Origin of the sequence: Lysobacter sp. FW306-1B-D06B (genome assembly GCF_038446665.1) — a bacterium.
GTDB lineage: Bacteria > Pseudomonadota > Gammaproteobacteria > Xanthomonadales > Xanthomonadaceae > Lysobacter_J.
In genome coordinates, this window is the sequence record NZ_CP151802.1 from 1333830 (window position 1) to 1353563 (window position 19734).

Genomic DNA, 19734 nt, shown 5'->3' on the forward strand with positions numbered 1-19734 from the left:
CCACCGCGGACACGATCGTCAGCTTGTCGGCCAGCAGGCGTCGCATCGCGGTCTCCTAGACGAAGCTGTAGCGTTCGGAGTGGTAGCGGCTGAGCGGCACGTCCATCTCGCCCAATGCCGCTTCGATGGCGTCCATCATGATGCCCGGGCCGCAGATGAAGTACTCGTGATCCGCATAGCCCTCCGGCAGGTGCCGCTTGAGCAGCGCCGCGTCGATGTAGCCGCTCTCGCCGGTCCAGCCCTCGTGCGGACGCGAGAGCACGTGCACCACGGTCAGTTGCGTGCGTCCCTGCAGTACCTCGAGTTCCTCGCGGAAGCTGACGGAATCCCAGTCCTTGTTGCCGTAGATCAGGATGAGGCGCCGCTTGTCGCCGCGATCGGCCAACGTCCGGATGATGCTCATCATCGGCGTGATGCCGATGCCGCCGGCGATCATCACCTTGACGGCGGTGGAGTCGCGCACCGTGAACGATCCATACGGGCCGTCCAGGTACACCCGCTGTCCCGGCGCGACCGACTGCACCGCGTCGGTGAAGTCGCCCAGTCGCCGGATACTCATCTCGACGCGACCGTCGTCCGCCTGTGCGCTGGACGAGAACGAAAACGGATGTCCGGTGATCTTGAACGGACTGCCCCACAGCGTGAGCCAGCCGAACTGCCCGGGCTGGAAGCGCAGGCCCGCATGCCCTTCCGGGCGCATCACCAGGGTCGTGGTCTCGCCGCGTTCCTTGCGCACCTCCGCGATCCGGTACGGGCGGCGCAGCATGAAGAGCGGCTTGAACACGCGCACGTACAGCAACAGCGCGATCCACAGCGCGACCACGCCGATCCAGAATGCGCGCTTCCACGGATTGTCGAGGTAGAACCCCCACGCGATCATGTGGAACAGGCCCGCACCGATCGCCAGCAGGGCCAGGACGATGTGGCTGGCGTGCCAGACCTCGTAGCGGATCTTCAGTCGCGTGCGCCACAGCGCGGTGACCACCAGCAGCAGCAACGAGCAAATCGAGATGCCCGCGAACACCGCGCCCAGCGGCAGTTCCATCAGCGAATCGGGAAGCCGCATCGCCTCGGAGCCGGCGACGAGCAGGATGAGCGGATGCACGAACACCAGCGTCACCGCGATCAGCGAGATGCGGCGGTGGAAGTGATAGATCACGTCCTCGCCCAACGGCTGTGTGACGTGGCGGAAGCGCGCGGTCAATCCGAACTGCAGCCCCATCATCGCCAGTCCCGAATAGCCCAGCGCGACCGAGAACTCGGTGGCGAAGTCGCGGGCCGGCGGCATTGCTCCGATCAGCAGCACGAACAACGGGCCCAGGATGAAGAACAGGTAGATCGTGATCCAGAGCGCGTGGCGTGGGAGATCGCGATGGCTCATCGGCGGCCCCGCGTGTCAGGTGCAGGTGGTCAACAGCAATGCCGGCGCCAGCGCGATGATCGCCGAGACGAGCGCTGCGACCAGCGTCCACACGATCACGGCATGCACGAACGCGCCGATCGGCGTCTGGCCCGGCCCGCGCATGGCCAGGCTGAAGCGATGCCACAGCCAGCCGATCGCGATCATGTGCGCCAGCAGCAGCGCGGCCAGCGTCAATCGCAGCGAACCGCTCGCCCATGCGAACCGGCAACCGATCGCGTGCACCGCATACAGCACCACGAGCGCACTGCACCACAACGCGAAGCCGGCGCCGAGCCACCACAGACGACGTGGCGCCAGCGGCGGCGCGTTCACGGATGCAGCTCCAGCACGCCGACGAGCCCCGGCAGCGCGATGAACAGCCCCAGTGCGATCAGCCCCGTAACCGCCGTGTAGTCGAGCCAGCCTCGCGTCAGGCGCAGGTCCAGCGTGCGCCGCTGCGACACGTATCCGCCGCGCATGCGCAGCAGGTTGCTGATGAGGAACACCAGCCCGGCAATGGCGTGGAAGATCACGAAGCCGACCAGCGCCGAAGCCGTGGCGCCCAGCGCGTGTTCGGTCGGCGCGGGCACGATGCGCGCGATGAGCCCCATGCCGGCGAAGATCGCCACCAGCAGCGCGAGGATTGTCATGGCGACCGAGCCCATCGGCATCGCGCCGCCGACGAGCGCGCGCAGCGAGCGCCGTGCGATCGCCGCGGCGACGATCAGGGCGATGGCGAGGATCGCCACACGCACCATGTCGGGCGCGGGCATCGCCGGCGGTGTCCCGCGCAAGCCGGTCCACACATACAGCGTGCCGAACAGCAGCGACGTGAACAGCGTGCCGTCGATGACCAGCGTGCATACCAGCGCGATCCAAGGCGGCGAACCTTCGACTTCGGTATGCGGCGGCACGCTGAGGCCCTTGCCGATCGGCAGCGGGCCCAGGTCGCGCGCATGGCCGGAACGTTGCGCGGCCAGCACCAGCAGCGCGATCACCACGATCGCCCAGCCCAGCGACAGCCAGTACGCCTTGAACAGGAAGCCCAGCACCGCCGCGGCCGTGGCCACGCCGGTCACCAGCGGCAGGTACGTGGGTTGCGGCAGCACGATCAACTGCTCCGGTTCGCCCGAGGTCGCGTGCACGCCCAGCGCTTCCTGCCAGCCGTTGCGGGTGGAGCCCAGGTAGCCTTCGCCGCGCGCCAGCGACAGGCGCAGTTCGTCCGCATCGGCGGGACCGCCGCCCTCGCCCAGATGCGGAATCGACGCGAACGCATACGACGGCGGTGGCAAACGCATCGCCCACTCCAGCGTCGTCGCGCCCCACGGATTGCGTTGCGCGCGACGGCCGTAGCGGACCTGCACGAACAGGTCGATCACCAGCACCGCAAAACCGATCGTCATGACGAAGCCGCCGAGCGAGGAGAGCAGGTTGAGCCCGTTCCAGCCTTCAAAGCCGTGGTAGGTGTAGATGCGCCGCGGCATGCCGAGCAGGCCCGTCAGGTGCATCAGGAAGAAGGTGAGGTTGAAGCCGATGAAGATGATCCAGAACGCGACCACCGACAGCCGTCCCACCGCCGCGCGTCCGGTCAGCAGCGGCAGCCAGTAGTACAGGCCGGCCAGCATCGGAAAGGCCAGCGCGCCTCCGACGACGTAGTGCATGTGCGCCACGACGAAGTAGGTGTCGTGCGCCTGCCAGTCGAACGGCACGACGGCGAGCATCACGCCGGTCAGCCCGCCCATCACGAAGACGAAGAAGAAACCGAAGATGTAGAGCATCGGCACGTCCCAGCGCGGCTTGCCGTGCGCCAGCGTCGCCAGCCACGCGAACACCTGCACCGCGGTGGGCACGGCCACGATCACCGACCCTGCGGAGAAGAACGCCAGTGCCAGGTGCGGAATGCCCACCGTGAACATGTGGTGGACCCAGATGCCGAAGCTCAGGAACGCCAGCGCGATGATCGCCACCACGATCGCGCGGTAGCCCACCAGTTCGCGGCGCGCGAACACCGGGATGATCGTCGACAGCACGGCGGCCATCGGCAGGAAGATGATGTAGACGTCGGGATGGCCGAACAGCCAGAACAGGTGCTGCCACAGCAGCGGATTGCCGCCGCGCGTGGGATCGAAGAACGGCAGGCCGAACGCGCGCTCGGCTTCCAGCAGGATCGAGGCGAGGATCAGCGGCGGGAATGCGACGATCATCATCATCGCCGTCACCAGGATGTACCAGGCGAAGATCGGCATGCGGTCCAGCGACATGCCGGGCGCGCGCATCTTCAGGATGGACACGACGATCTCCACCGCCAGCGACAGCGCCGATATCTCCACGAAGGTGATGCCCAGCAGCCACACGTCGGCGTTGATGCCGGGGCTGTAGACGTTGGAGCTCAGCGGCGTGTACATGAACCAGCCGCCGTCGGGCGCCACGCCGAACAGCAGCGAGAGCGTCACGATCGAGCCGCCGAACAGGTAGCACCAGTAGCCGTAGGCGGTCAGTCGCGGAAAGGCGAAGTCGCGCGTGCCCAGGATCTTCGGCGTGAGATAGACGGCGAAGCTCTCCACCATCGGGATGGCGAACAGGAACAGCATCATCGTCCCGTGCACGGTGAAGACCTGGTTGTAGATCTCCGGCGTCATGAAATCGGAATTGGGCGTGGCCAGCTGCACGCGGGTGAGCATGCCCAACACGCCGGCGATGGCGAAGAAGGCGAAGGACGTCACCATCATCCGCACGCCGATGACGGAGTGGTTCACCGCCGCCAGGCGCTGCAGTCCCGGCCCGGTCGCCCAGATCGCCGACAACTGGCGATGCAGCCGCAGCGCCGGACTTTCGTTCGATGCCGGATCGACGTGCTCGCTCATGGCGCTTCCTTCTGGCCGGTGCCCGCCTGCGCGAGCGCGGCGGCGTAGTCCTGGCGGGGATGGACGATCACGGTGAAGCGCATGTTCGCGTGGCCCAGTCCGCAGAACTCGTTGCACAGTCCTTCGTAGCGGCCGGGCACGGGGGCGCGGATGCGCAGGCGGTTCACGTGGCCGGGCAGGGCGTCGATCTTCCCCGCCAGGCGCGGCACCCAGAACGCGTGGATGACATCGTCGCTGGTGACGTTGATGTCGACCGGCGTGTCGGCCGGCAGGTGCAGCACGCCGTTCGTCGCCATGCCGCCGTTGTCGGGGTAGCGGAAGGTCCAGTTCCATTGCCGGGCGACCGCTTCGACCTGGAGCGGCGAACGCCCCGGCAGCGGAAGCAGCCGCTCGCCCGCGATCAGCGCATAGGCCAGCAGCGGCAGCAGCACCACCGCCGGCAGGGCCAACCCGCCCAGCACGATCCAGCGCGTCGGCGAGAGACTCGATCCCCATCCCGGGCGCTTGATGACCAACACCCACAGCGCCATCACCAGCAGGAACAGCACAGCGCCGCCGGCCAGCATCACCCACCACAGCGTGGCGATCGAATCGGCCGCCGGGCCGGCGGGATCCAGCGTCGACAAGGGCCGGTCGCATCCGCTCAGCGCCAGCGCCGCCATGCCCATCCATCCTGTCCGGACGATCACGCGACCGCGCGTACGATCCGCGCCGTCACCGTCGAGGATCGAGGAACGCGGGCCATGGCGAAGCAACCGTCGAAGATGAGCGAGGTCTTCCTGGAGCACCTGCGGCTGGACATGGGATCGGCCGTGGCCCTGGTGGGGCATCCGATCCACGTGATGATGGTGCACTTCCCGGTCGCGTTCGTCGTGGCCACGCTCGGTGCGGACGTGTGCTACTGGTGGTCGGGCGATCCGTTCTGGCAGCGGGCCGGCGTGTGGGCGGCCGGCGTCGCGTTCTGGACGGGCGTGGGCGCGAGCATCGTCGGCACCGGCGAGTTGCTGCTCGTGCGCGGCATCCGCCTGCTGGAAGCCAGCTGGTCGCACGCCATCGCCGCGATGACGCTGGTCGCCATCACCGCCGCCAACTGGGGCGTGCGCCTGATCGACCCCGCGGCCGTCCTGCCGCATGGGCTGGCGCTGTCGTTGCTCGCCTCGGTGATGGTGGGCTTCGCGGGTTGGCACGGCGGCAAGCTCGTCTTCGATCATGGCGTGGGAATTCTGGTTTCGTCGTCCAGGGACTAGCGAAGCCAGCGCTGCAGTCCGCCCGGCTGGAACAGGCCGGCCGCGAACAGGTTCGAATCCAGATGCGGTTTGGCCAGCACGACCCAGATCACCGCCGTGATCAGCACCGCGTAGGCCACGGCCAGCGCGATGCAGGAGGGACGGCCCAGTCGTCCGTTGGGCAGGAACAGCTTCACCAGGATCAGCCCCGCCACGACGTGCAGCATCGCCATCAGGCCGACCAGCACCATCTTCATCGAGAACCATTCCAGGAACGTGGCCTGCAGGAAGATCAGCGCCGTGCCGCTGGCGATGGCGATGTAGGCGGCGGGCGAGGTGAGGTCCACGTAGACCAGTCGCGCGATGCGGTGCAGGCGGTTCAACTCGGTGCCGGGCACGAGCGCGCCCCGCTGCCAGAACAGGAACGGCAGCACGATCAATCCACCCGACCACACCGCGATGGCGGCCAGGTGGATGAACTTGAGCAGCGTGGTCATACGCCGCTCTCGCGCGGACGCAGGCCCGATGCCGCGATCGACAACCCGGCGATCAGATAGGGCACCACGGCCGGGACCCACATTAGCAGTCCGGCCAGTTGCTGGTCGGACATCGGATCCAGCCCCCACGCATACGTGCTGGCGAAATGCACCAGATAGAGCGGGCGCGGCGCGAACACGATCACCGCGCCCAGCAGGCCCATCTGCCCGATGGTCGCGCCCAACGCCACCAGCGCCGAACCGATCGGCGTCGACGGCGCGAGGATCGCGCGCCACATCACCCACGCGCTTGCCAGCAGCGTCACCTGCATCAGCCAGTACGCGGCCACGCTGGCCAGGCCCCACGTGTACGCGCCGGGCGTGTGCCACAGCCAGAGGATCACGGCATGGGCCGCGACCACGGCGGCCAGCGGCAGGCGGCTTGCCTTCGTCGACGGAAACGCCATCGCCAGCAGCGGCGCCGCCACGGCGACCAGCAGGACGTGATGCAGCACGCGCGCCGAGAACAGGGCCGAGGAGAGTGCGCACAGCGGCGAGACGAACACGACGGCCATCACCGCGATCGCGCTCCAGCCGGCCCGCCTGTGGGGTGCGCGCGCACGTGTGAGCGCCGCCGCGAGGAACAGCAGCATCGCGATCAGCCAGGGATCGAAATTCCAGCGCGTCCACACGTCGCCGGGAATGGCGGCTGGCCCGCAGTAGGCGATCATCGGAACCGGCATGGCTCGATCTCCTCCTCCCGCCCAACGCCCCCGATCTGGTGTGCGCCCCGAGCCGGGGGAGTCTTAGCCGATGGGCAGTGAAGGCGGGGTGTTGGGCGTGTGTCGATGCGGTGGGCGCGGCCGTTCGCAGCGGTCTGGAGAGACGCGCCGCATCACGCATGCGCTAACCTTGCACGCGGCGCCGCGATTCTCGCCGCGCATCGGCGCCCTGGCCCCTGGAGCACGAGATGGCCTCCAAGCTGAGCCTTCCATTGCAGGTCCTGGTGGTGGAAGACAGCCCCGAGTACGCGCTGATCGTCCGGCGATGGCTCGAGGAAGACGGCCTGGCGCAGGTGACCCTGGCCGAAGACGCGGTGCAGGCGCGCGTCGCGATTCACTCGCGCCACTGGGACATGATGGTCACCGACGTCGAGATGCCGGGCGCCAGCGGGCTGGACCTCATCCAGGAAGCCAAGGCCGCGTATCGATGGACCTGCGTGCTGGTGATGACGGGCGTGGTCAGCGCGGAGTACGCGCGCACGGCGCTGCAGAACAACGCCGACGGCCTGCTCTTCAAACCCTTCAGCAAAGAGGTGTTCCTGAAGGAAGTGCACAAACTCGCCGGCCAGACGCTCACGCGTCGCCGGCATGAGCGCCGCTCGGTGCTGGCGGTGGGCGCGCATCCCGACGATGTGGAGATCGGGTGCGGCGGCACCTTGTCGATGCATGCGGCCAACCAGGACGAAGTGACCATCCTGACCCTCAGCCACGGCGCGCAGGGCGGTGACGCCATGATCCGCGCGCGTGAGGCGCATGCGGCAGCGGAGTTGCTCCGTGCACGCTTGATCCTGGCCGATCTGCGTGACACGCAGATTCCCGAAGGCGGCACCAGCATCGAACTGATCCAGCAGGCGATCGCCGAGGTGCAGCCCACGCACGTCTACACGCATTCGCAGTACGACACCCATCAGGATCATCGCAACACGCATCGCGCCACGATGGTCGCCGCGCGCAGCGTGGGCAATGTCTACTGCTATCAGCCGCCGTCGGCGACGGTGGAGTTCCGGCCCGGGCTGTTCATCGACATCTCCGGCCACATGCAGCACAAGCTCGACGCGATCGACGCCTATTCGAGCCAGACGGCATCGCGCGCGTACCTCGCGCCCGATCTGATCGTCGCCACGGCGCGCTATTGGGGCCGTTTCGCCGGCTACGTGATGGCCGAACCGCTGGAAGTGATCCGGCAGCGCGGGCCCTGATCACGCCGCGCCGTCCGTTCCCTCGGCCGACGACTGCGCTGCTTCGCGCAGCAGCGATTGGATGCGATCCACCAGCGCGAGGGAGTGCGGCTCGCGCTCGGGTGAAACCGGCGCGTGCCACATCGCCGACACGCGTTCGCAGTGATCCTGCATATCGCGTCGGGCCAGCAGCGCCAGTGTCGGCGTCAAGCGGTGCAGATGCCGGCGCACCTCGCCTTCCTCATTGGCGAGGATGCTTTGCCTGAGCTGCGGCAGCAGGCGTTGCGCGGCCTCGGCGAAGGTCTCCACCACCAACGGCACCAGCCCCGCATCACCCAGCAGGCGCGCCGCCTGTTCCAGATCCAGATCGCCCTCATGCTTCATCGGCGGCTGCGTCCGGAGGCGGCAGCGTCACGGCGAGGATCTCGCCGTTGCGCACGGGCTGCGCGGTTTCCGCCTCGCGGAAATGCCGCATCGCTTCGCGCGAATCGGCGAATCCATCATCCAGGCCGATCATGAAACCGCGCAGGAACTGCCCGTGCCCGAACACTACGACGTGACCCTCCTGTTGCCACAGCCGGAGGTGGAACGCGCGCAGGCGGCCGACGAACTGCGCGAACGATTCCGCCCCTTCGCCGTCGACGTGGAAAGGATCGGCGCGCTGCCAGTACTGCGTCACCATCGGCTTGCGCTGCGCCGGACTGGTGCGGTCCGCGCGCGCGGGCGCCAGGTACGAGAACTCTTCGATCGGCCACGTCTCCACGGCCGCGTTGATCTCCAGCAACTTGTACGGCCCTTCGCGGCTTTGCTTGAACTGGATGTTGGCCACGTAGCGGATGCCGACCTCGCGCGCGATACCGGCGGCGGCATCCGTGAGCTCGGGCATGTGTACGGTGCGCGCGGTGATCGCGATTCCCGAATCGGTGCGGATGCGCTCGCGCGGAACGGCCGCGACGAGTTCGCCGTGCTGGCTCACGTACACGTCGACGGAGAACTCCGGCCCGGGCAGCAGTTCCTGCACGAGATAGGAACCGTCCCGGGGCAGGGCATCCAGGTCGGCCGCGCGTTCGATGAGCGCGATGCCGCGCGAACCGGCGCCCGCGCGCGGCTTGGCGAAGCACGGGAAGCGGACGATCCCGGCGCGCGTGTCGTCGGTAAGCAGCACGCATTCGGGAACGAACGGATTGCCGGCCAGGTGCGACATCAGGGCCCACTTGTCGCGACAGCGATGCAGCACCGCCGCCGGCGACAGCGGCACACGTGTGCGCAGCGCGGTGAAGGCCGCCTCGGCTTCGGCCAGGGGCGCCAGCTCGGGATCGACGGTGGAGATCAGCACGTCGATGGACTGCGCGCGACACAGCTCGAGCAGCGCGGACACCAGCCCGGAATCTTCGCCGCGCGGAATCAGGAACCGGTTCGACGCCGGTACCAGGTAGAGCCCCGGGGAATTCGCATCCATGTCCGCCAGGAAGAGCTCGTGCTCGGCGGCCAGCGATTTCCATACGCTGACCGCTGCGGGTCCGCCCGCACCGGTGACCAGAACGCGCATGTTCGCGATTCGTGGATGGATGTCGGGAAGCTATCCGCTCCGTCGTGATGGCTGCCTTCACGCGTTCCGGATTCGCCCGGCGCATGCGTGGGGTGTGGTACACAGGACCCGGTCATCGCCGATGCGTCCGCCGGCAGGCGTTCCGGAGGCCAAAGCGCATGCTGGACATCCTGGTGTGGCTGTGTGTGGTCGCGGTGTTCCTCGGCGCGGCGCCGCAACTTGCAGCGCTGCTCCAGTTCCTGCTCGTCGGCGTCCACGGCGTGCGCAACCACTACCCGCTCTGCGCGCCGGTGACCTGCCGCGTCGCGGTGCTGATACCGGCCTGGAACGAAGGCCTGGTGATCGACAACACCGTCGAACACATGATGTCGCTGGACTATCCGCGTCATGCCCTGCGCGTGTACATCATCGACGACGCCAGCACCGACGATACGCCGCAGGTCGCCCAGGCCGCGGCGCTGCGCTACCCGGGAACGGTCTTCCACCTGCGCCGCGAGAACGGCGGGCAGGGCAAGGCGCACACGCTCAATCACGGCCTGGCGCATGTGCTCGACGACGACTGGATGCAGGCGGTGTTGATCACCGATGCCGACGTGGTGTTCTCGCGCGATGCGCTGTCGAAGATGGTGCGCCACCTCCACGACCCGCAGGTCGGCGCGGTCACGGCGTACATCAAGGAAGGCAGCGCGCCCGGCGGTTTCGTCTCGCGTTCCATCGCCTTCGAATACATCACCGCGCAGGCCGCCTCACGCCGGGCGCAGAACGTCATGGGCGTGATGGCCTGCCTGGCCGGCGGCGCGCAGCTGCACACGCGCGAAAACCTCATCGCCATCGGCGGCGCCATCGACACCTCGACCCTGGCGGAAGACACCTACAGCACCTTCCTCACCGAACTGCGCGGGCGGCGCGCGCTGTTCGACGCCAATGCAATCGTGTGGGCGGAGGAGCCCGACGCGCTCGCCAGCCTGTGGAAGCAACGCCTGCGCTGGGCACGCGGCAACCTGCAACTGACGTGGGCGTTCCGACACGCCTGGTTTCGGCCGTTCTCCCACCGTGGCATCGGCGGATGGATGTTCGGGCTGATCTGGTTCTCGACGTTGCTGATGCCGATCCTGATGCTCGCCGCGATGGCGGGCGGCCTGACGTTGCTGTTCGTCCATCAGGGCTGGGCGTGGCGCGCATTCCACGTGCTGTGGCTGATCAACGCCTTCGTCTACCTGTTCGTGCTGCTGTTCTCGTGCGTGATCGATGCGCCGACGGCCAGGCGCGCGTGGCTGGAAGGCGTGCTCTTCCCGGGGCTGGTGTCGGTGGGGTTGATGGTGTGGTCGATCTTTCCGGCGCAGATGCAATCGCTGCTGGCGTCGTTCCCGGGATTCGACGGACGCTGGGACTGGCGGGCAGTCGTCGCGGTGCTGCTGTACGCCTGGGTCGGCGCCTGCATGGCGGCGGCGTGGGGGCTGTACCGGCTCGAACGCGCCGGCGCTCCGGCCTGGATCGTGCGACCCCTGCTCGCCGTGGTCGGCTACGGCCCGGTGCTGTGCGCGGTGTCCTTCGCCGCCTACGTGGCCGAGTGGCGCGGCGCGGAGCGTCAGTGGGACAAGACCGTCAAGGTCGGCAAGGTGAGGCAGCTGGGATGAACGACGACATCGACACGGCGGCGACGGAATTCTCCACGGCCCTCAAGGCCGACATGCGGCGCGAGCGGCGCCTGCTGTACGCCGAACTCGTGCTCCTTGCACTGCTGCTGGCACTGGCCGTGCTGCGCTATTGGGTAGGGCGATGAGCCCCGTGCTGCTGCCGCTGATCGCCGCCTTGGCCGCACCGCCTTCGACGTGCGAGATCGAGCTTGCGCAGCAGTTGATGGCGCAGCAACCGCGGCAGGACGCGCGCATCCAGGGCATGCTCGACCCATGCCGCGCGGCGGCCAGCACGGACTACCGCGTCGATCTGCTTGCCGGCGTGCTCGCCCGCGACGACAAGCGTTTGAACGACGCGGTGGACCTGCTTTCGCGCGCCCACGCACAGGCGCCTTCCGAACTGTCGCCGATGTTGGAGCTGGCGGTGACCTACGAATTCCAGCAGCAGCCCGGCAAGGCCAAGCCGCTTTACCTGCGCGCGCTGGAGATCGACCCCACGTCGCGTGCCGCGCAACTCGGGCTCGCGCGCGTGGCGCGCCAGCAGTACCGGCCCGAAGAGGCCGAGCGCATCTACCAGGCGCTGTTGTCGAAGGATCCCAACGACCGCGAAGCACGCACCGGTCTTGCGATGGCGATGCTGCAGCAGCACCGCTACGACGAGGCGCGCGCGCGATTGCAGCTCTTGCAGGCCGCCGAGCCCGACGATCCGGAAGTGCGCGCGGGCCTCACCGAGCTGGCGCTGGGCTGGCGTCATCGCCTGGACCTGGCCGTGGGGCGCGAGGATGTGCCGCAGGGCGCATCCAACAGCGTCGCAGCGCAATGGACGATGGCGCCCAACGCGCGCGACGAGTTCCATGCCAGATACCAGAACAACGATCGCGAAGTGTTCACGCAGGATCCGATCGACCGCGCGGTGACGCCGCTGGACAGCCTGCGCGTGGGTTGGCTCCATCGCGTGCCCGCGCAGTATTTCTGGGAGATCGCCGTCGAGTACCGGCGCCATGACGTGATCCAGGACACCCAGCGCGTCGAACTCAACGTGGGCCACCGGTTGTTCGGCCAGGTGCAGGGATTCGCCGGCGTGCGCCGCCAGTTTCCGTCAAGCCTGGACAATCGCCTCTGGCATCTGGGCATGAGCGTGCCGATGTCGCAGCGGACCTACGCGACGCTGATCGCCTACTACGCGCAGCCGCGCTTAGGTGACGACACCATGGCCTATGTCGCCGACTTCACCTACGAGCGCGAACGCCTGCAGCTGACCGGCGGCGTCGGCTACGGTTCCGATCCGTCCAACGTCATCGCGCACGTGCGCGGCGTGTGGCCGGTGTCGCCGCGGCAGGCGATCACCTTCGGCTTCGAACACCGCAGCCTGGGCGGTGAATTCGACGCGATCGTCGGCTGGCGCATGGAGTGGCAATAGGATGGTCGACGCGCCGGCCCCGCGCGAATCCGGATGGCGTCGCTGGGCGAACCGCATCCAGCCGGCGTGGGTGATGGTGCTGGTGAGCCCGTTGATGATCTGCTTCGCGTGGATCGTCACGTTCGACCAGATCTCGAAGGACCGGAACGCCGCGCTGGCGGAGGGTTATCGCGAAGCCAACGGCCTGAGTCGCTCCTTCGCGGAAATGGCGCGGCACAACCTCGACGACCTCGATCAGATCGTGCGCGTGGTTCGAAGGGCCTATGTCGCCGGCATGCGCGAGGACGACATCGCCCGCATGCTGACGCGGGCCGGCTTCCGCGAGTCGCACCAGGTGCAGGTGGCGGTGCTGGATGCGTCCAACCGGATCATCGCGGGCAAGGGGCCCGATGCGCCGCAGTGGCTGGCGAAGGCGATGCCGCAGCGAAACGACGGACCGGCGGTGGACCGGCCTGTGTTTTCCACGGCACTGCGCGCCGAACGCGGCCGCCCCGATCTGCTCGCTTTCAGTCGGCCCATTCTGCGTCGTGACGGTGCCTTGGCGGGACACGTGGCCGTCTTCGTGCGGCCGGAGCAGGTACTGGCCAGCCTGCCGCGCTTGAACGTGGGGCCCATGGCGCGTCAGTTCGGCAGCATCGAACTGGGTCGCGATGATGTGGCCGCCATCCTCGGGATGGACGGACGCCTGCGTGCCGTGCGACTGGGCGGCGCGGCGCTTGCGGCATCACGGTGGCCGGAGGGACCGGCCATCTACCGCACGCGCAACGGCGATATCCAGCCGCGACCCAACGCCCGCCTCGATGCTGTGCCGCGCCTGTGGTCGGGCGGATACCTGCGCGCTTACGACGCGACCATCGTCGTGGGCATTTCGCGCGGCGTGGTGCTGCGCGGTTTCGAACGGCGCCGGCAGCTCTACCTGGCCGGCACGACGGCGTTCACCCTTGGCGTCGGCCTGCTGACCGTGATGGGCGCGATCCTCGCCCGGCGCCAGCGACGCATCCTGCAGCAACTGGCCGAGAGCGAACGCAGGGCGAACGAACTCAAGTCCAGCTTCCTGGCCAAGATTTCCCACGACCTGCGCACGCCGCTCAACGGCATCCTGGGTTTCGCCGAACTCATCAAGATCACCGCGCACGAGGAAGAGCCGCGCCAGTACGGCGAATACATCCACGACAGCGCGAGCCACCTGCTGGATCTGGTCAACATGATCCTGGACCTGACCAAGCTTCGGAACGGCACGCTGCAACTGCAACTGCGCGAGGTGGACCTCAAGGACATCGCGACCAGCGTGTCCAGGACGCATTCGGTCGTGGCCGAAGGAAAATGCCTGGAATACCGCCTGCAGATCGCGCCCGACTTCCCCGCGGCTGTCCTCTGCGACGGTGTGCGCATCCGCGAAGTGCTGAACAACCTGGCGCACAACGCGATCAAGTTCACCCGGGCCGGGAAGGTGTCGATGGAACTGTTCACGGCCGATGAACGCGTGATGGTTCGCGTGTCCGACACCGGCATCGGCATGAGCGATGAGGTCAAGCAGCACCTGTTCGAACCCTTCAGCGAAGGTCGCGACGCGGAGTCGCGGCTGCAGGCGGGCTCCGGCCTCGGGCTCGCGTTCTCGAAAGAACTGCTTGCGCTGCACGGCGGCGGGATCGAGGTCGCATCCACGCAGGGGCAGGGCACCGACGTCACCTTCTGGATCCCGCGGGACGGACCGCCCGCGCCGCCCACCTCGCCCACCCAATGAGGCCATCGCCATGCGTCGCGTACTGGTAGTGGATGACGACCTGGTCAACCGGAAGCTTGCGCGCGCCATTCTCGAACGCAGCGGCTGGACGGTCGAAGAGTGCGAGGACGGCGCGTCCGCACTGGCGAGTTTCGATCGGGCGCCGGTCGACACGGTGCTGCTCGACATCGGCCTCCCGGACATGGACGGCCGCGATGTCTGCCGGGAACTGCGCAAGCGCCGGCACGGCGCCTTGCGCATCGTCGCCTACACCGCCTCGGTGCAGCCGGAGGAAATGGCCACGCTGCGCGACAGCGGCTTCGACGAAGTGCTGCAGAAGCCGGTCAGCGTGGCGGTGCAGGCGGCGATCGGAATGGCGTGACTGGGCTCCGGCCACGGTGCTTTGGCGGCGCCGACGCGCTACGGCGTCACGGACGCCGCGACGCCGGTATCCTTCGGGTCACCCCGCACGACTTCAACGATCCGGAGGAAGGCCCATGGAACTCGGCGCGTTTTCAGTCAGTCTCGCGGTCAAGGACATCGAAGCCTCACGAGTCTTCTACGAGAAGCTCGGCTTCTCCAGGTTCGCCGGCGACCAGTCGCAGAACTGGCTCATCCTGCGCAACGGCTCGACGGTGATCGGCCTGTTCCAGGGCATGTTCGACAAGAACATCCTCACCTTCAATCCGGGATGGGACCAGGGCGCGAATCCGCTGGCGTCCTTCACGGACGTTCGCGAGGTGCAGAAGTCGCTGGAAGCACAGGGCATCACGCTGGCGACGCGCGCGGACGCAGACACCTCGGGTCCTGCGCACATCATCCTGTCGGATCCGGATGGGAACGTGATCATGCTGGATCAGCATGTGTAGCGATCGGGCCATGAGCGCATTCCAATCATGATGACGAAGGCTGCCGCGATGCGTGCGTCAATGTTGCGATGGCTGCTGCTGGTTCCTTCCGTCGCGGCGGGTTGTGTCATCGCCGGTGGATTGGTGTGGCTCGGTTACGCGCTGCTGCAGAAGGCGTGCCCTGCGGCGTCCCGCCTGGTTCTGACCCCTCAGATCGGTGGCCCGGTCGAGGTGTGCACTGCACCCTGGTTTTCGACGGCGGAGTCGTCGTTCCGGCTCGGGGCGCTCATTCTCATTGTCGTGGTTGGAAGTGCGGCGGCGTACGTCACTGCCCCCGCCCGCAAGGGAGCGTCCTGCCTGCTGGTCGGACTGGCGATGGCCGCCTGCCTGTTCGCGCTGACCGTGCATCCGCTTTGAGCGGGCGGCGATGCGATGGCTGCTATCGCTCTGTCCGCGTCAGGCAGGCAGCATCACCCTTCTCACGGCACATTCGGCGGCTTGTACTTGCACTTCGGATCGGCCATGCGCTTGCGCGTGGAGGGATGGACGGATTCCGATCCCGGGTCTGTCTTGCACACCGGACGGACGAAGCTGCCCATCATCTTGTACATCGCGGTCATCGAGTCGGCGAGGTAGGAGTCGTAGTGCTCCTCGAAGTGCCGCAGGTACTCCTCGTCCACGCCCAGTCCCAACGCCTTCGCGCGATCCACCATCCAGCGCAATGCACCGTTGGCCAGGCCATCGGGCGTATAGCCGCCGCCGACGTTGCAGTGCACGCCGGGGAACCACGCCTGCTCCAGCACGCCCGTCCAGCCGGGGGGGCGTTTCCAGACATCGGGCGCGAAGGGCTTGCGGCGTTCGTCGATCGCCAGCGCCTGGTAGGCATGCTGGATGCGCGGGTTGAGTTCGATGCGGTGGTACTGGTACTTGTCCTTGTTGAACAGCTGGCCCATCAAACCCGGTGCGCCGAGCGCGCCCACCGTGTCCCACACGCCGAGCATGCGGATCTGCGGGCAGGGCAGGGTGCCGCTGATGTTGCGGTTGGCTTGCGTCCACATCGCCGAGCCCGGGCCCTGGCCCTTCTCGTAGCAGGCGTAGAGATCGGGCACGTAGTAGTCGTCGTCCTTTTCCAGCAGGCCGGCCAGGTTCATGAAACCGGCGAGCGTGCGCACGGTGAACGCACCGCGGCTGAAGCCGAACAGATAGAGCTCGTCGCCCGGCGCGTAGTTGTAGGTGATCGAACGGTACAACGCGCGCACGTTCTCCTCGATGCCGCGGCCGAACGCGCCGCCGGTGAACTTGTCCATGCCCGGATCGGTGCCGATACCGTCGTGGTAGATCACCACCTGATCGATCCCGTCCGCGCGCGCGAGCACGGCGCGCGCCAGCTTGGTCACGTTGGTGGGACGACGCTTGCCGACCTTCTCGTCCACCTGGTCGCGGATGTTCCAGGTGCCGTCGGCGCAGATCACGATGCGTTTCATACGGGTCGGGCTCCACGGTGCATCAGGAGAGGTCGAGGGTGCAGCACTGGCCTATCTCGTTGTCCTTCGTGGTGCGGGTGTCCACCAGCGTCGACTGCGTTTCCAGCGCGTCCACCAGCGTCTGCCGGGGCACTTCGGTGTCGGCGCTCGCGCGGCCGTGCACGTGGTCCTTGGTGGACAGCAGGGTGACGAACCCTTCGCCGTGCGCGTGGGGAGCGTGCTCGCCGTCATCGTCGCCCGGCGGCGGCGGGTAGCGCTTCTCGAAGCCGTCCCACAGGCGCTTGGGCGTGGCATTGCGGCTGCCGTGGTGGCCGACCTTGTAGAAATCCACCTGCCGCAACTTCTCGGCCACGCCCTCCTGGTCCAGCGCGTACATCCAGTTCTCGTACTGCGCGTCGCCCGGGAAGAGCAGCAACTTGCCGCCCACTTCGAACAGCAGGATCAGGCTGGTGTTGTTCATCTGCGCGTCGAGCGATCGCACGATGGAGAGCATCGTCTCGGCCTGTTCATGCTGCGCACGGTTCCGGTACCAGCGTGCGTCGAGCGGAATGCGGTGCTCCTGCTGGTTGCGGAACAGGGGCTCGAAGGCAACGCCGGGCCTGGCCGCGACGGCCGCCCGCTTCTTCCAGAAGTCCGCGCGCGCGAGCCAGAACTCGTCCTCGTCGGTGGAGCGCTGCTTGGTGATGGTGTCCGTCTGCTTCAGCGTCGGCGGTCCGAGCACGTGGGTGGTCACGCCCGGCAGCAGCGTTTCCAACCCGGATTTCGCACCGAAATACAGGTAGCGCGCGGGCGAGCTGCCCATCGTCATCAGGTTGGTGATCGCGCTGCGATTGGCCAGCTCGTTGTCGTCGCCGAGGAACTCCAGCTGATCGCGCAGCGACTTCAGGCCGGGAGCGGTGAGTTTCTTGCTGGCGTCCAGGACGAACCCGGCGTAGCGGTTCATGTCTTCCAGGGCGTCCAGGTGCATGGCCATCAGCGTGGCGACGGGCACCTTCTTGCCCGGCAGGGTTTTGCTGGGCACTTTCGCATTGCGGGGCGCGTTGGGGTCCTCGGTCCAGGGTTGCAGTACGACATCGGGTTGAAGGGCTGCGATGATCGCGCCCGAGCCCTTGCCGTCCTTCATCGCGAATCCGCTGATGTGGTCCTTGTGCCGGTGCGTGGCGACCACGGCCGTCAGCTTCCCGCCGCAGTCTCGATGGATGCAGCGCGCGATGTACTCCATGTAGTTGCCCTTCACCGCCTTGCCGGTGGGCAGCCGCGTGGAGCCGAAGTCGATCAGCACGTGGCGATCGAAGCTGGCGTAGTGGAAGCTCAGCAGGAAGCAGTCGCCGAAGCCGACGTCGTAGCTGCGCAGGGTCAGCGAACGGGGCTTGGTCTGTGTCTTGGTCTTGGCCATGTCACCACACTCCCATGGGCGAGATCGGGCGGCGCAGCACGCGGTCGCGGTGCATGCGCGCGATGCGCACGCCGACGTTCGCCCGGCCGTCGAGCTCGCCGCGCTCCCAGAGGCTGCGCACGCGCGCGGATTGCTTTGAACTGCGCACGCCGGTGCCGATGTGAAACTTGAGGCGGCCGAACTCATCGAAGATCAACGTGCCGCCTCCGTGCAGGACGATCTCGTAGTTGTCGTCGTCCAGGCCGGGCGGACGATCGATGTCGAGGCGGCTGAGTTCGGCGGCGCGCACGCGCAGCGTCTGCACGTAGGTGGCCACGGTTTCGCGCAGGATCGCCCAGTCGTTGCCCACGCGCACGACCGGCTGCACGGAGGTGACGCGCGTGAATGCGTCGCGGTCGATCCCGAGCGCGTCCCGGTTCTCCCACACGAAGCGGAATGCTTCGGTGGGTTCGCGCTGCAATCGCTCCAGGTGCAGGCCGGACATGTTCAGCGAGCTCGCGTTCGGCGGCGGCTCCCAGGCACCGTCCGAGCGCGAACGGCTGGCCGGTTCGATGCCGTATCCACGGAACAGCTTCAGCAGGATCTCGCGGTAGCCGTACTTGCTGTCGTCGGGATTGAGCTGGATGTCCGCGGTGAGCAGTGCGCTCACGTAGTCGGGGAAGGTCATGTCGACGGGCGGAAGGTAGTCGATCGCCCGGATCACCACGCGCAGCAGTTGCTCGGCCGCCGTGCAGCCTTCCTCGATGACGAGCTTGGGGCGGATGTAGGCCAGCTTGTCCTCGTTGTTGAAGTACAGCAGGCGCGCGTACCAGGTCGCCATGAAGGCGCGCATGATGACGGCCACGAGCAGTTCGCCGCGGTCGTGCTCTTCGGCGTAGCGTTCGCTGGCGTAGAGCGACTCGTCGGGCTGGATCTTCAGCGACGCGCGCAGCGCCGCGGTGGGGACGCCACGCAGCGCCTGTCCCATCTGATTGGCCAGCGTCATCAAGGTGTTGTCGGCCATCTTGTCCGGCGCGAGGTTCTCCATGCGGATGCGCCCGTCGTCTTCGATCAACGGGCGCAACGCCTCTTCGACCACTTCCTTCGCACCGAACACCGACAGCAGCGCGACGATGTCGGCGAAGCCTTCGTGGAAGCCGGCCTGGTCGGTGGAGGACGGCTTCATGTAGAAGGGACGCAGGCCGTCGAGCAGCGCATGCGTGGTCTCGTGCACGATGATGTCGTGCGAGAGGCAGGTGTACACGAGCGTGCCGTTGTGGTCGGGAAAGTAGCCGAAGCTCAGGCCTTCGGACTCGCGCGAGTAGTTGGCGTTGGCGTCGGCGTAGGCATGCGGTGCGATCTTGAGTTGCTGGCCGTCGCGGAAACCCCATTGGACCGGCCGCCCGAGCGCGCATTCGAACCGGTGCAGCGTCGCCATCGCGATGGCGTACACGTTCTGCTGGTGGAAGTAGCAGTCGCCGAGCAATGCATTGGCATCGTGCACGTTCTCGTAGTGGTCGGTGTCGACCTCGATGTCGCGCGAGCGGTAGAACAGATCGGCAGAGGCGTCGTAGTCGATGACGTGCACGCGGTGGCCCTTGGGCCCGCGTTCAAGTCGTTCGGCGGGCACCATGACCTGGGTGGTCACCAGGCCGCCTTCCCGGTTGATCAGGCCCGGGTCCTGCGCCAGTACCGTCCATGGGCGCATCGGCACGTCATGGCGGAGGGAGTCGTGCTTTCGCTTGTCTGGGGTGGCCATGTTCGGGGTCC

Annotated in this window: 20 protein-coding genes; 9 read left to right on the forward strand and 11 right to left on the reverse strand. The window is 67.4% G+C overall.

Annotation, left to right across the window (positions count from 1 at the left end; all coding sequences use genetic code 11):
• Positions 1-55: 55 nt before the first annotated feature.
• From AAFF32_RS06095 to coxB, 4 genes are read right to left on the reverse strand one after another with little or no spacing between them, the layout of a single operon-like run.
• Positions 56-1381, reverse strand: a complete 1326-nt coding sequence (locus AAFF32_RS06095; protein ID WP_342316813.1) for a ferredoxin reductase family protein — start codon at positions 1379-1381, stop codon at positions 56-58.
• 15 nt (positions 1382-1396) lie between these two features.
• The gene (locus AAFF32_RS06100) at positions 1397-1735 is read right to left on the reverse strand and encodes a hypothetical protein (RefSeq protein ID WP_342316814.1); all 339 of its coding nucleotides are present in this window, start codon (positions 1733-1735) and stop codon (positions 1397-1399) included.
• On the reverse strand, positions 1732-4266 hold the full coding sequence (ctaD, locus tag AAFF32_RS06105; protein ID WP_216961129.1) for a cytochrome c oxidase subunit I: 2535 nt from the start codon (positions 4264-4266) through the stop codon (positions 1732-1734). The genes AAFF32_RS06100 and ctaD overlap by 4 nt, the downstream gene beginning before the upstream one ends.
• Entirely contained in the window at positions 4263-4928 is a 666-nt protein-coding gene (gene coxB / locus AAFF32_RS06110) for a cytochrome c oxidase subunit II (RefSeq protein WP_216961126.1), read from the reverse strand. Before coxB ends, ctaD begins: the two co-directional genes overlap by 4 nt.
• An 81-nt stretch (positions 4929-5009) precedes the next feature.
• Here coxB and AAFF32_RS06115 point away from each other — a divergent pair, with 81 nt between their 5' ends.
• A complete protein-coding gene (locus AAFF32_RS06115) occupies positions 5010-5513 on the forward strand; it encodes a DUF2231 domain-containing protein (protein WP_342316815.1) in 504 nt (167 codons plus the stop codon).
• On the opposite strand, the gene AAFF32_RS06120 is transcribed toward AAFF32_RS06115, so the two are convergent.
• Together AAFF32_RS06120 and AAFF32_RS06125 are read right to left on the reverse strand one after the other, a co-directional pair.
• Positions 5510-5989: a hypothetical protein gene (locus tag AAFF32_RS06120; protein WP_216961121.1), complete on the reverse strand. Its 480-nt coding sequence runs from the start codon at positions 5987-5989 to the stop codon at positions 5510-5512. The two genes, AAFF32_RS06115 and AAFF32_RS06120, sit on opposite strands and share 4 nt — an antisense overlap.
• The gene (locus AAFF32_RS06125) at positions 5986-6711 is read right to left on the reverse strand and encodes a cytochrome c oxidase assembly protein (RefSeq protein WP_216961118.1); all 726 of its coding nucleotides are present in this window, start codon (positions 6709-6711) and stop codon (positions 5986-5988) included. The genes AAFF32_RS06120 and AAFF32_RS06125 overlap by 4 nt, the downstream gene beginning before the upstream one ends.
• Before the next feature lie 227 nt (positions 6712-6938).
• On the opposite strand from AAFF32_RS06125, the gene AAFF32_RS06130 reads away from it, so the two are divergent.
• Entirely contained in the window at positions 6939-7949 is a 1011-nt protein-coding gene (locus tag AAFF32_RS06130) for a PIG-L family deacetylase (RefSeq protein WP_216961115.1), read from the forward strand.
• Here AAFF32_RS06130 and AAFF32_RS06135 read toward each other — a convergent pair whose 3' ends face one another.
• Both AAFF32_RS06135 and AAFF32_RS06140 read right to left on the reverse strand, forming a co-directional pair.
• Complete coding sequence (locus AAFF32_RS06135) at positions 7950-8312, reverse strand: hypothetical protein (RefSeq protein ID WP_342316816.1); 363 nt, start codon at positions 8310-8312, stop codon at positions 7950-7952.
• Positions 8302-9477, reverse strand: a complete 1176-nt coding sequence (locus AAFF32_RS06140) for an ATP-grasp domain-containing protein (RefSeq protein ID WP_342316817.1) — start codon at positions 9475-9477, stop codon at positions 8302-8304. Before AAFF32_RS06140 ends, AAFF32_RS06135 begins: the two co-directional genes overlap by 11 nt.
• Positions 9478-9635: 158 nt before the next feature.
• Between AAFF32_RS06140 and AAFF32_RS06145 the strand changes: the two genes are divergently transcribed.
• The 7 genes from AAFF32_RS06145 (at position 9636) to AAFF32_RS06175 (ending at position 15522) form a co-directional block, all read left to right on the forward strand.
• Positions 9636-11114: a glycosyltransferase gene (locus AAFF32_RS06145; RefSeq protein ID WP_342316818.1), complete on the forward strand. Its 1479-nt coding sequence runs from the start codon at positions 9636-9638 to the stop codon at positions 11112-11114.
• Positions 11111-11260 carry a hypothetical protein gene (locus AAFF32_RS06150; protein ID WP_216961101.1) on the forward strand — a complete coding sequence of 50 codons (150 nt, stop codon included), beginning with the start codon at positions 11111-11113 and terminating at the stop codon, positions 11258-11260. Before AAFF32_RS06145 ends, AAFF32_RS06150 begins: the two co-directional genes overlap by 4 nt.
• Complete coding sequence (locus tag AAFF32_RS06155; RefSeq protein ID WP_342316819.1) at positions 11257-12534, forward strand: tetratricopeptide repeat protein; 1278 nt, start codon at positions 11257-11259, stop codon at positions 12532-12534. Before AAFF32_RS06150 ends, AAFF32_RS06155 begins: the two co-directional genes overlap by 4 nt.
• A gap of 1 nt (position 12535) precedes the next feature.
• Positions 12536-14278, forward strand: a complete 1743-nt coding sequence (locus AAFF32_RS06160; protein ID WP_342316820.1) for an ATP-binding protein — start codon at positions 12536-12538, stop codon at positions 14276-14278.
• A gap of 10 nt (positions 14279-14288) precedes the next feature.
• Complete coding sequence (locus AAFF32_RS06165; protein ID WP_342316821.1) at positions 14289-14639, forward strand: response regulator; 351 nt, start codon at positions 14289-14291, stop codon at positions 14637-14639.
• Between the two features lie 115 nt (positions 14640-14754).
• Positions 14755-15126 carry a VOC family protein gene (locus AAFF32_RS06170; protein WP_342316822.1) on the forward strand — a complete coding sequence of 124 codons (372 nt, stop codon included), beginning with the start codon at positions 14755-14757 and terminating at the stop codon, positions 15124-15126.
• Positions 15127-15156: 30 nt separating this feature from the next.
• Positions 15157-15522, forward strand: a complete 366-nt coding sequence (locus AAFF32_RS06175) for a hypothetical protein (RefSeq protein ID WP_342316823.1) — start codon at positions 15157-15159, stop codon at positions 15520-15522.
• Positions 15523-15584: 62 nt separating this feature from the next.
• Here the strand turns inward: AAFF32_RS06175 and AAFF32_RS06180 are convergent, their stop codons facing one another.
• The 3 genes from AAFF32_RS06180 to AAFF32_RS06190 are packed head-to-tail and all read right to left on the reverse strand — an operon-like array spanning position 15585 to position 19672.
• Positions 15585-16589, reverse strand: a complete 1005-nt coding sequence (locus AAFF32_RS06180; protein WP_216961065.1) for a DUF2235 domain-containing protein — start codon at positions 16587-16589, stop codon at positions 15585-15587.
• Between the two features lie 22 nt (positions 16590-16611).
• Positions 16612-17985 carry a hypothetical protein gene (locus AAFF32_RS06185; RefSeq protein ID WP_342316824.1) on the reverse strand — a complete coding sequence of 458 codons (1374 nt, stop codon included), beginning with the start codon at positions 17983-17985 and terminating at the stop codon, positions 16612-16614.
• Between the two features lies 1 nt (position 17986).
• Complete coding sequence (locus AAFF32_RS06190; RefSeq protein WP_342316825.1) at positions 17987-19672, reverse strand: hypothetical protein; 1686 nt, start codon at positions 19670-19672, stop codon at positions 17987-17989.
• Positions 19673-19734 lie beyond the last annotated feature (62 nt).

Bases quoted from the DNA above. Each gene is read 5' to 3' on its own strand.
- AAFF32_RS06095 (WP_342316813.1), bottom strand. From the start codon at position 1,381: ATGAGCCATCGCGATCTCCCACGCCACGCGCTCTGGATCACGATCTAC.
- ctaD (WP_216961129.1), bottom strand. From the start codon at position 4,266: ATGAGCGAGCACGTCGATCCGGCATCGAACGAAAGTCCGGCGCTGCGG.
- coxB (WP_216961126.1), bottom strand. From the start codon at position 4,928: ATGGCGGCGCTGGCGCTGAGCGGATGCGACCGGCCCTTGTCGACGCTG.
- AAFF32_RS06115 (WP_342316815.1), top strand. From the start codon at position 5,010: ATGGCGAAGCAACCGTCGAAGATGAGCGAGGTCTTCCTGGAGCACCTG.
- AAFF32_RS06120 (WP_216961121.1), bottom strand. From the start codon at position 5,989: ATGACCACGCTGCTCAAGTTCATCCACCTGGCCGCCATCGCGGTGTGG.
- AAFF32_RS06125 (WP_216961118.1), bottom strand. From the start codon at position 6,711: ATGCCGGTTCCGATGATCGCCTACTGCGGGCCAGCCGCCATTCCCGGC.
- AAFF32_RS06130 (WP_216961115.1), top strand. From the start codon at position 6,939: ATGGCCTCCAAGCTGAGCCTTCCATTGCAGGTCCTGGTGGTGGAAGAC.
- AAFF32_RS06135 (WP_342316816.1), bottom strand. From the start codon at position 8,312: ATGAAGCATGAGGGCGATCTGGATCTGGAACAGGCGGCGCGCCTGCTG.
- AAFF32_RS06140 (WP_342316817.1), bottom strand. From the start codon at position 9,477: ATGCGCGTTCTGGTCACCGGTGCGGGCGGACCCGCAGCGGTCAGCGTA.
- AAFF32_RS06145 (WP_342316818.1), top strand. From the start codon at position 9,636: ATGCTGGACATCCTGGTGTGGCTGTGTGTGGTCGCGGTGTTCCTCGGC.
- AAFF32_RS06150 (WP_216961101.1), top strand. From the start codon at position 11,111: ATGAACGACGACATCGACACGGCGGCGACGGAATTCTCCACGGCCCTC.
- AAFF32_RS06155 (WP_342316819.1), top strand. From the start codon at position 11,257: ATGAGCCCCGTGCTGCTGCCGCTGATCGCCGCCTTGGCCGCACCGCCT.
- AAFF32_RS06160 (WP_342316820.1), top strand. From the start codon at position 12,536: ATGGTCGACGCGCCGGCCCCGCGCGAATCCGGATGGCGTCGCTGGGCG.
- AAFF32_RS06165 (WP_342316821.1), top strand. From the start codon at position 14,289: ATGCGTCGCGTACTGGTAGTGGATGACGACCTGGTCAACCGGAAGCTT.
- AAFF32_RS06170 (WP_342316822.1), top strand. From the start codon at position 14,755: ATGGAACTCGGCGCGTTTTCAGTCAGTCTCGCGGTCAAGGACATCGAA.
- AAFF32_RS06175 (WP_342316823.1), top strand. From the start codon at position 15,157: ATGACGAAGGCTGCCGCGATGCGTGCGTCAATGTTGCGATGGCTGCTG.
- AAFF32_RS06180 (WP_216961065.1), bottom strand. From the start codon at position 16,589: ATGAAACGCATCGTGATCTGCGCCGACGGCACCTGGAACATCCGCGAC.
- AAFF32_RS06185 (WP_342316824.1), bottom strand. From the start codon at position 17,985: ATGGCCAAGACCAAGACACAGACCAAGCCCCGTTCGCTGACCCTGCGC.
- AAFF32_RS06190 (WP_342316825.1), bottom strand. From the start codon at position 19,672: ATGCGCCCATGGACGGTACTGGCGCAGGACCCGGGCCTGATCAACCGG.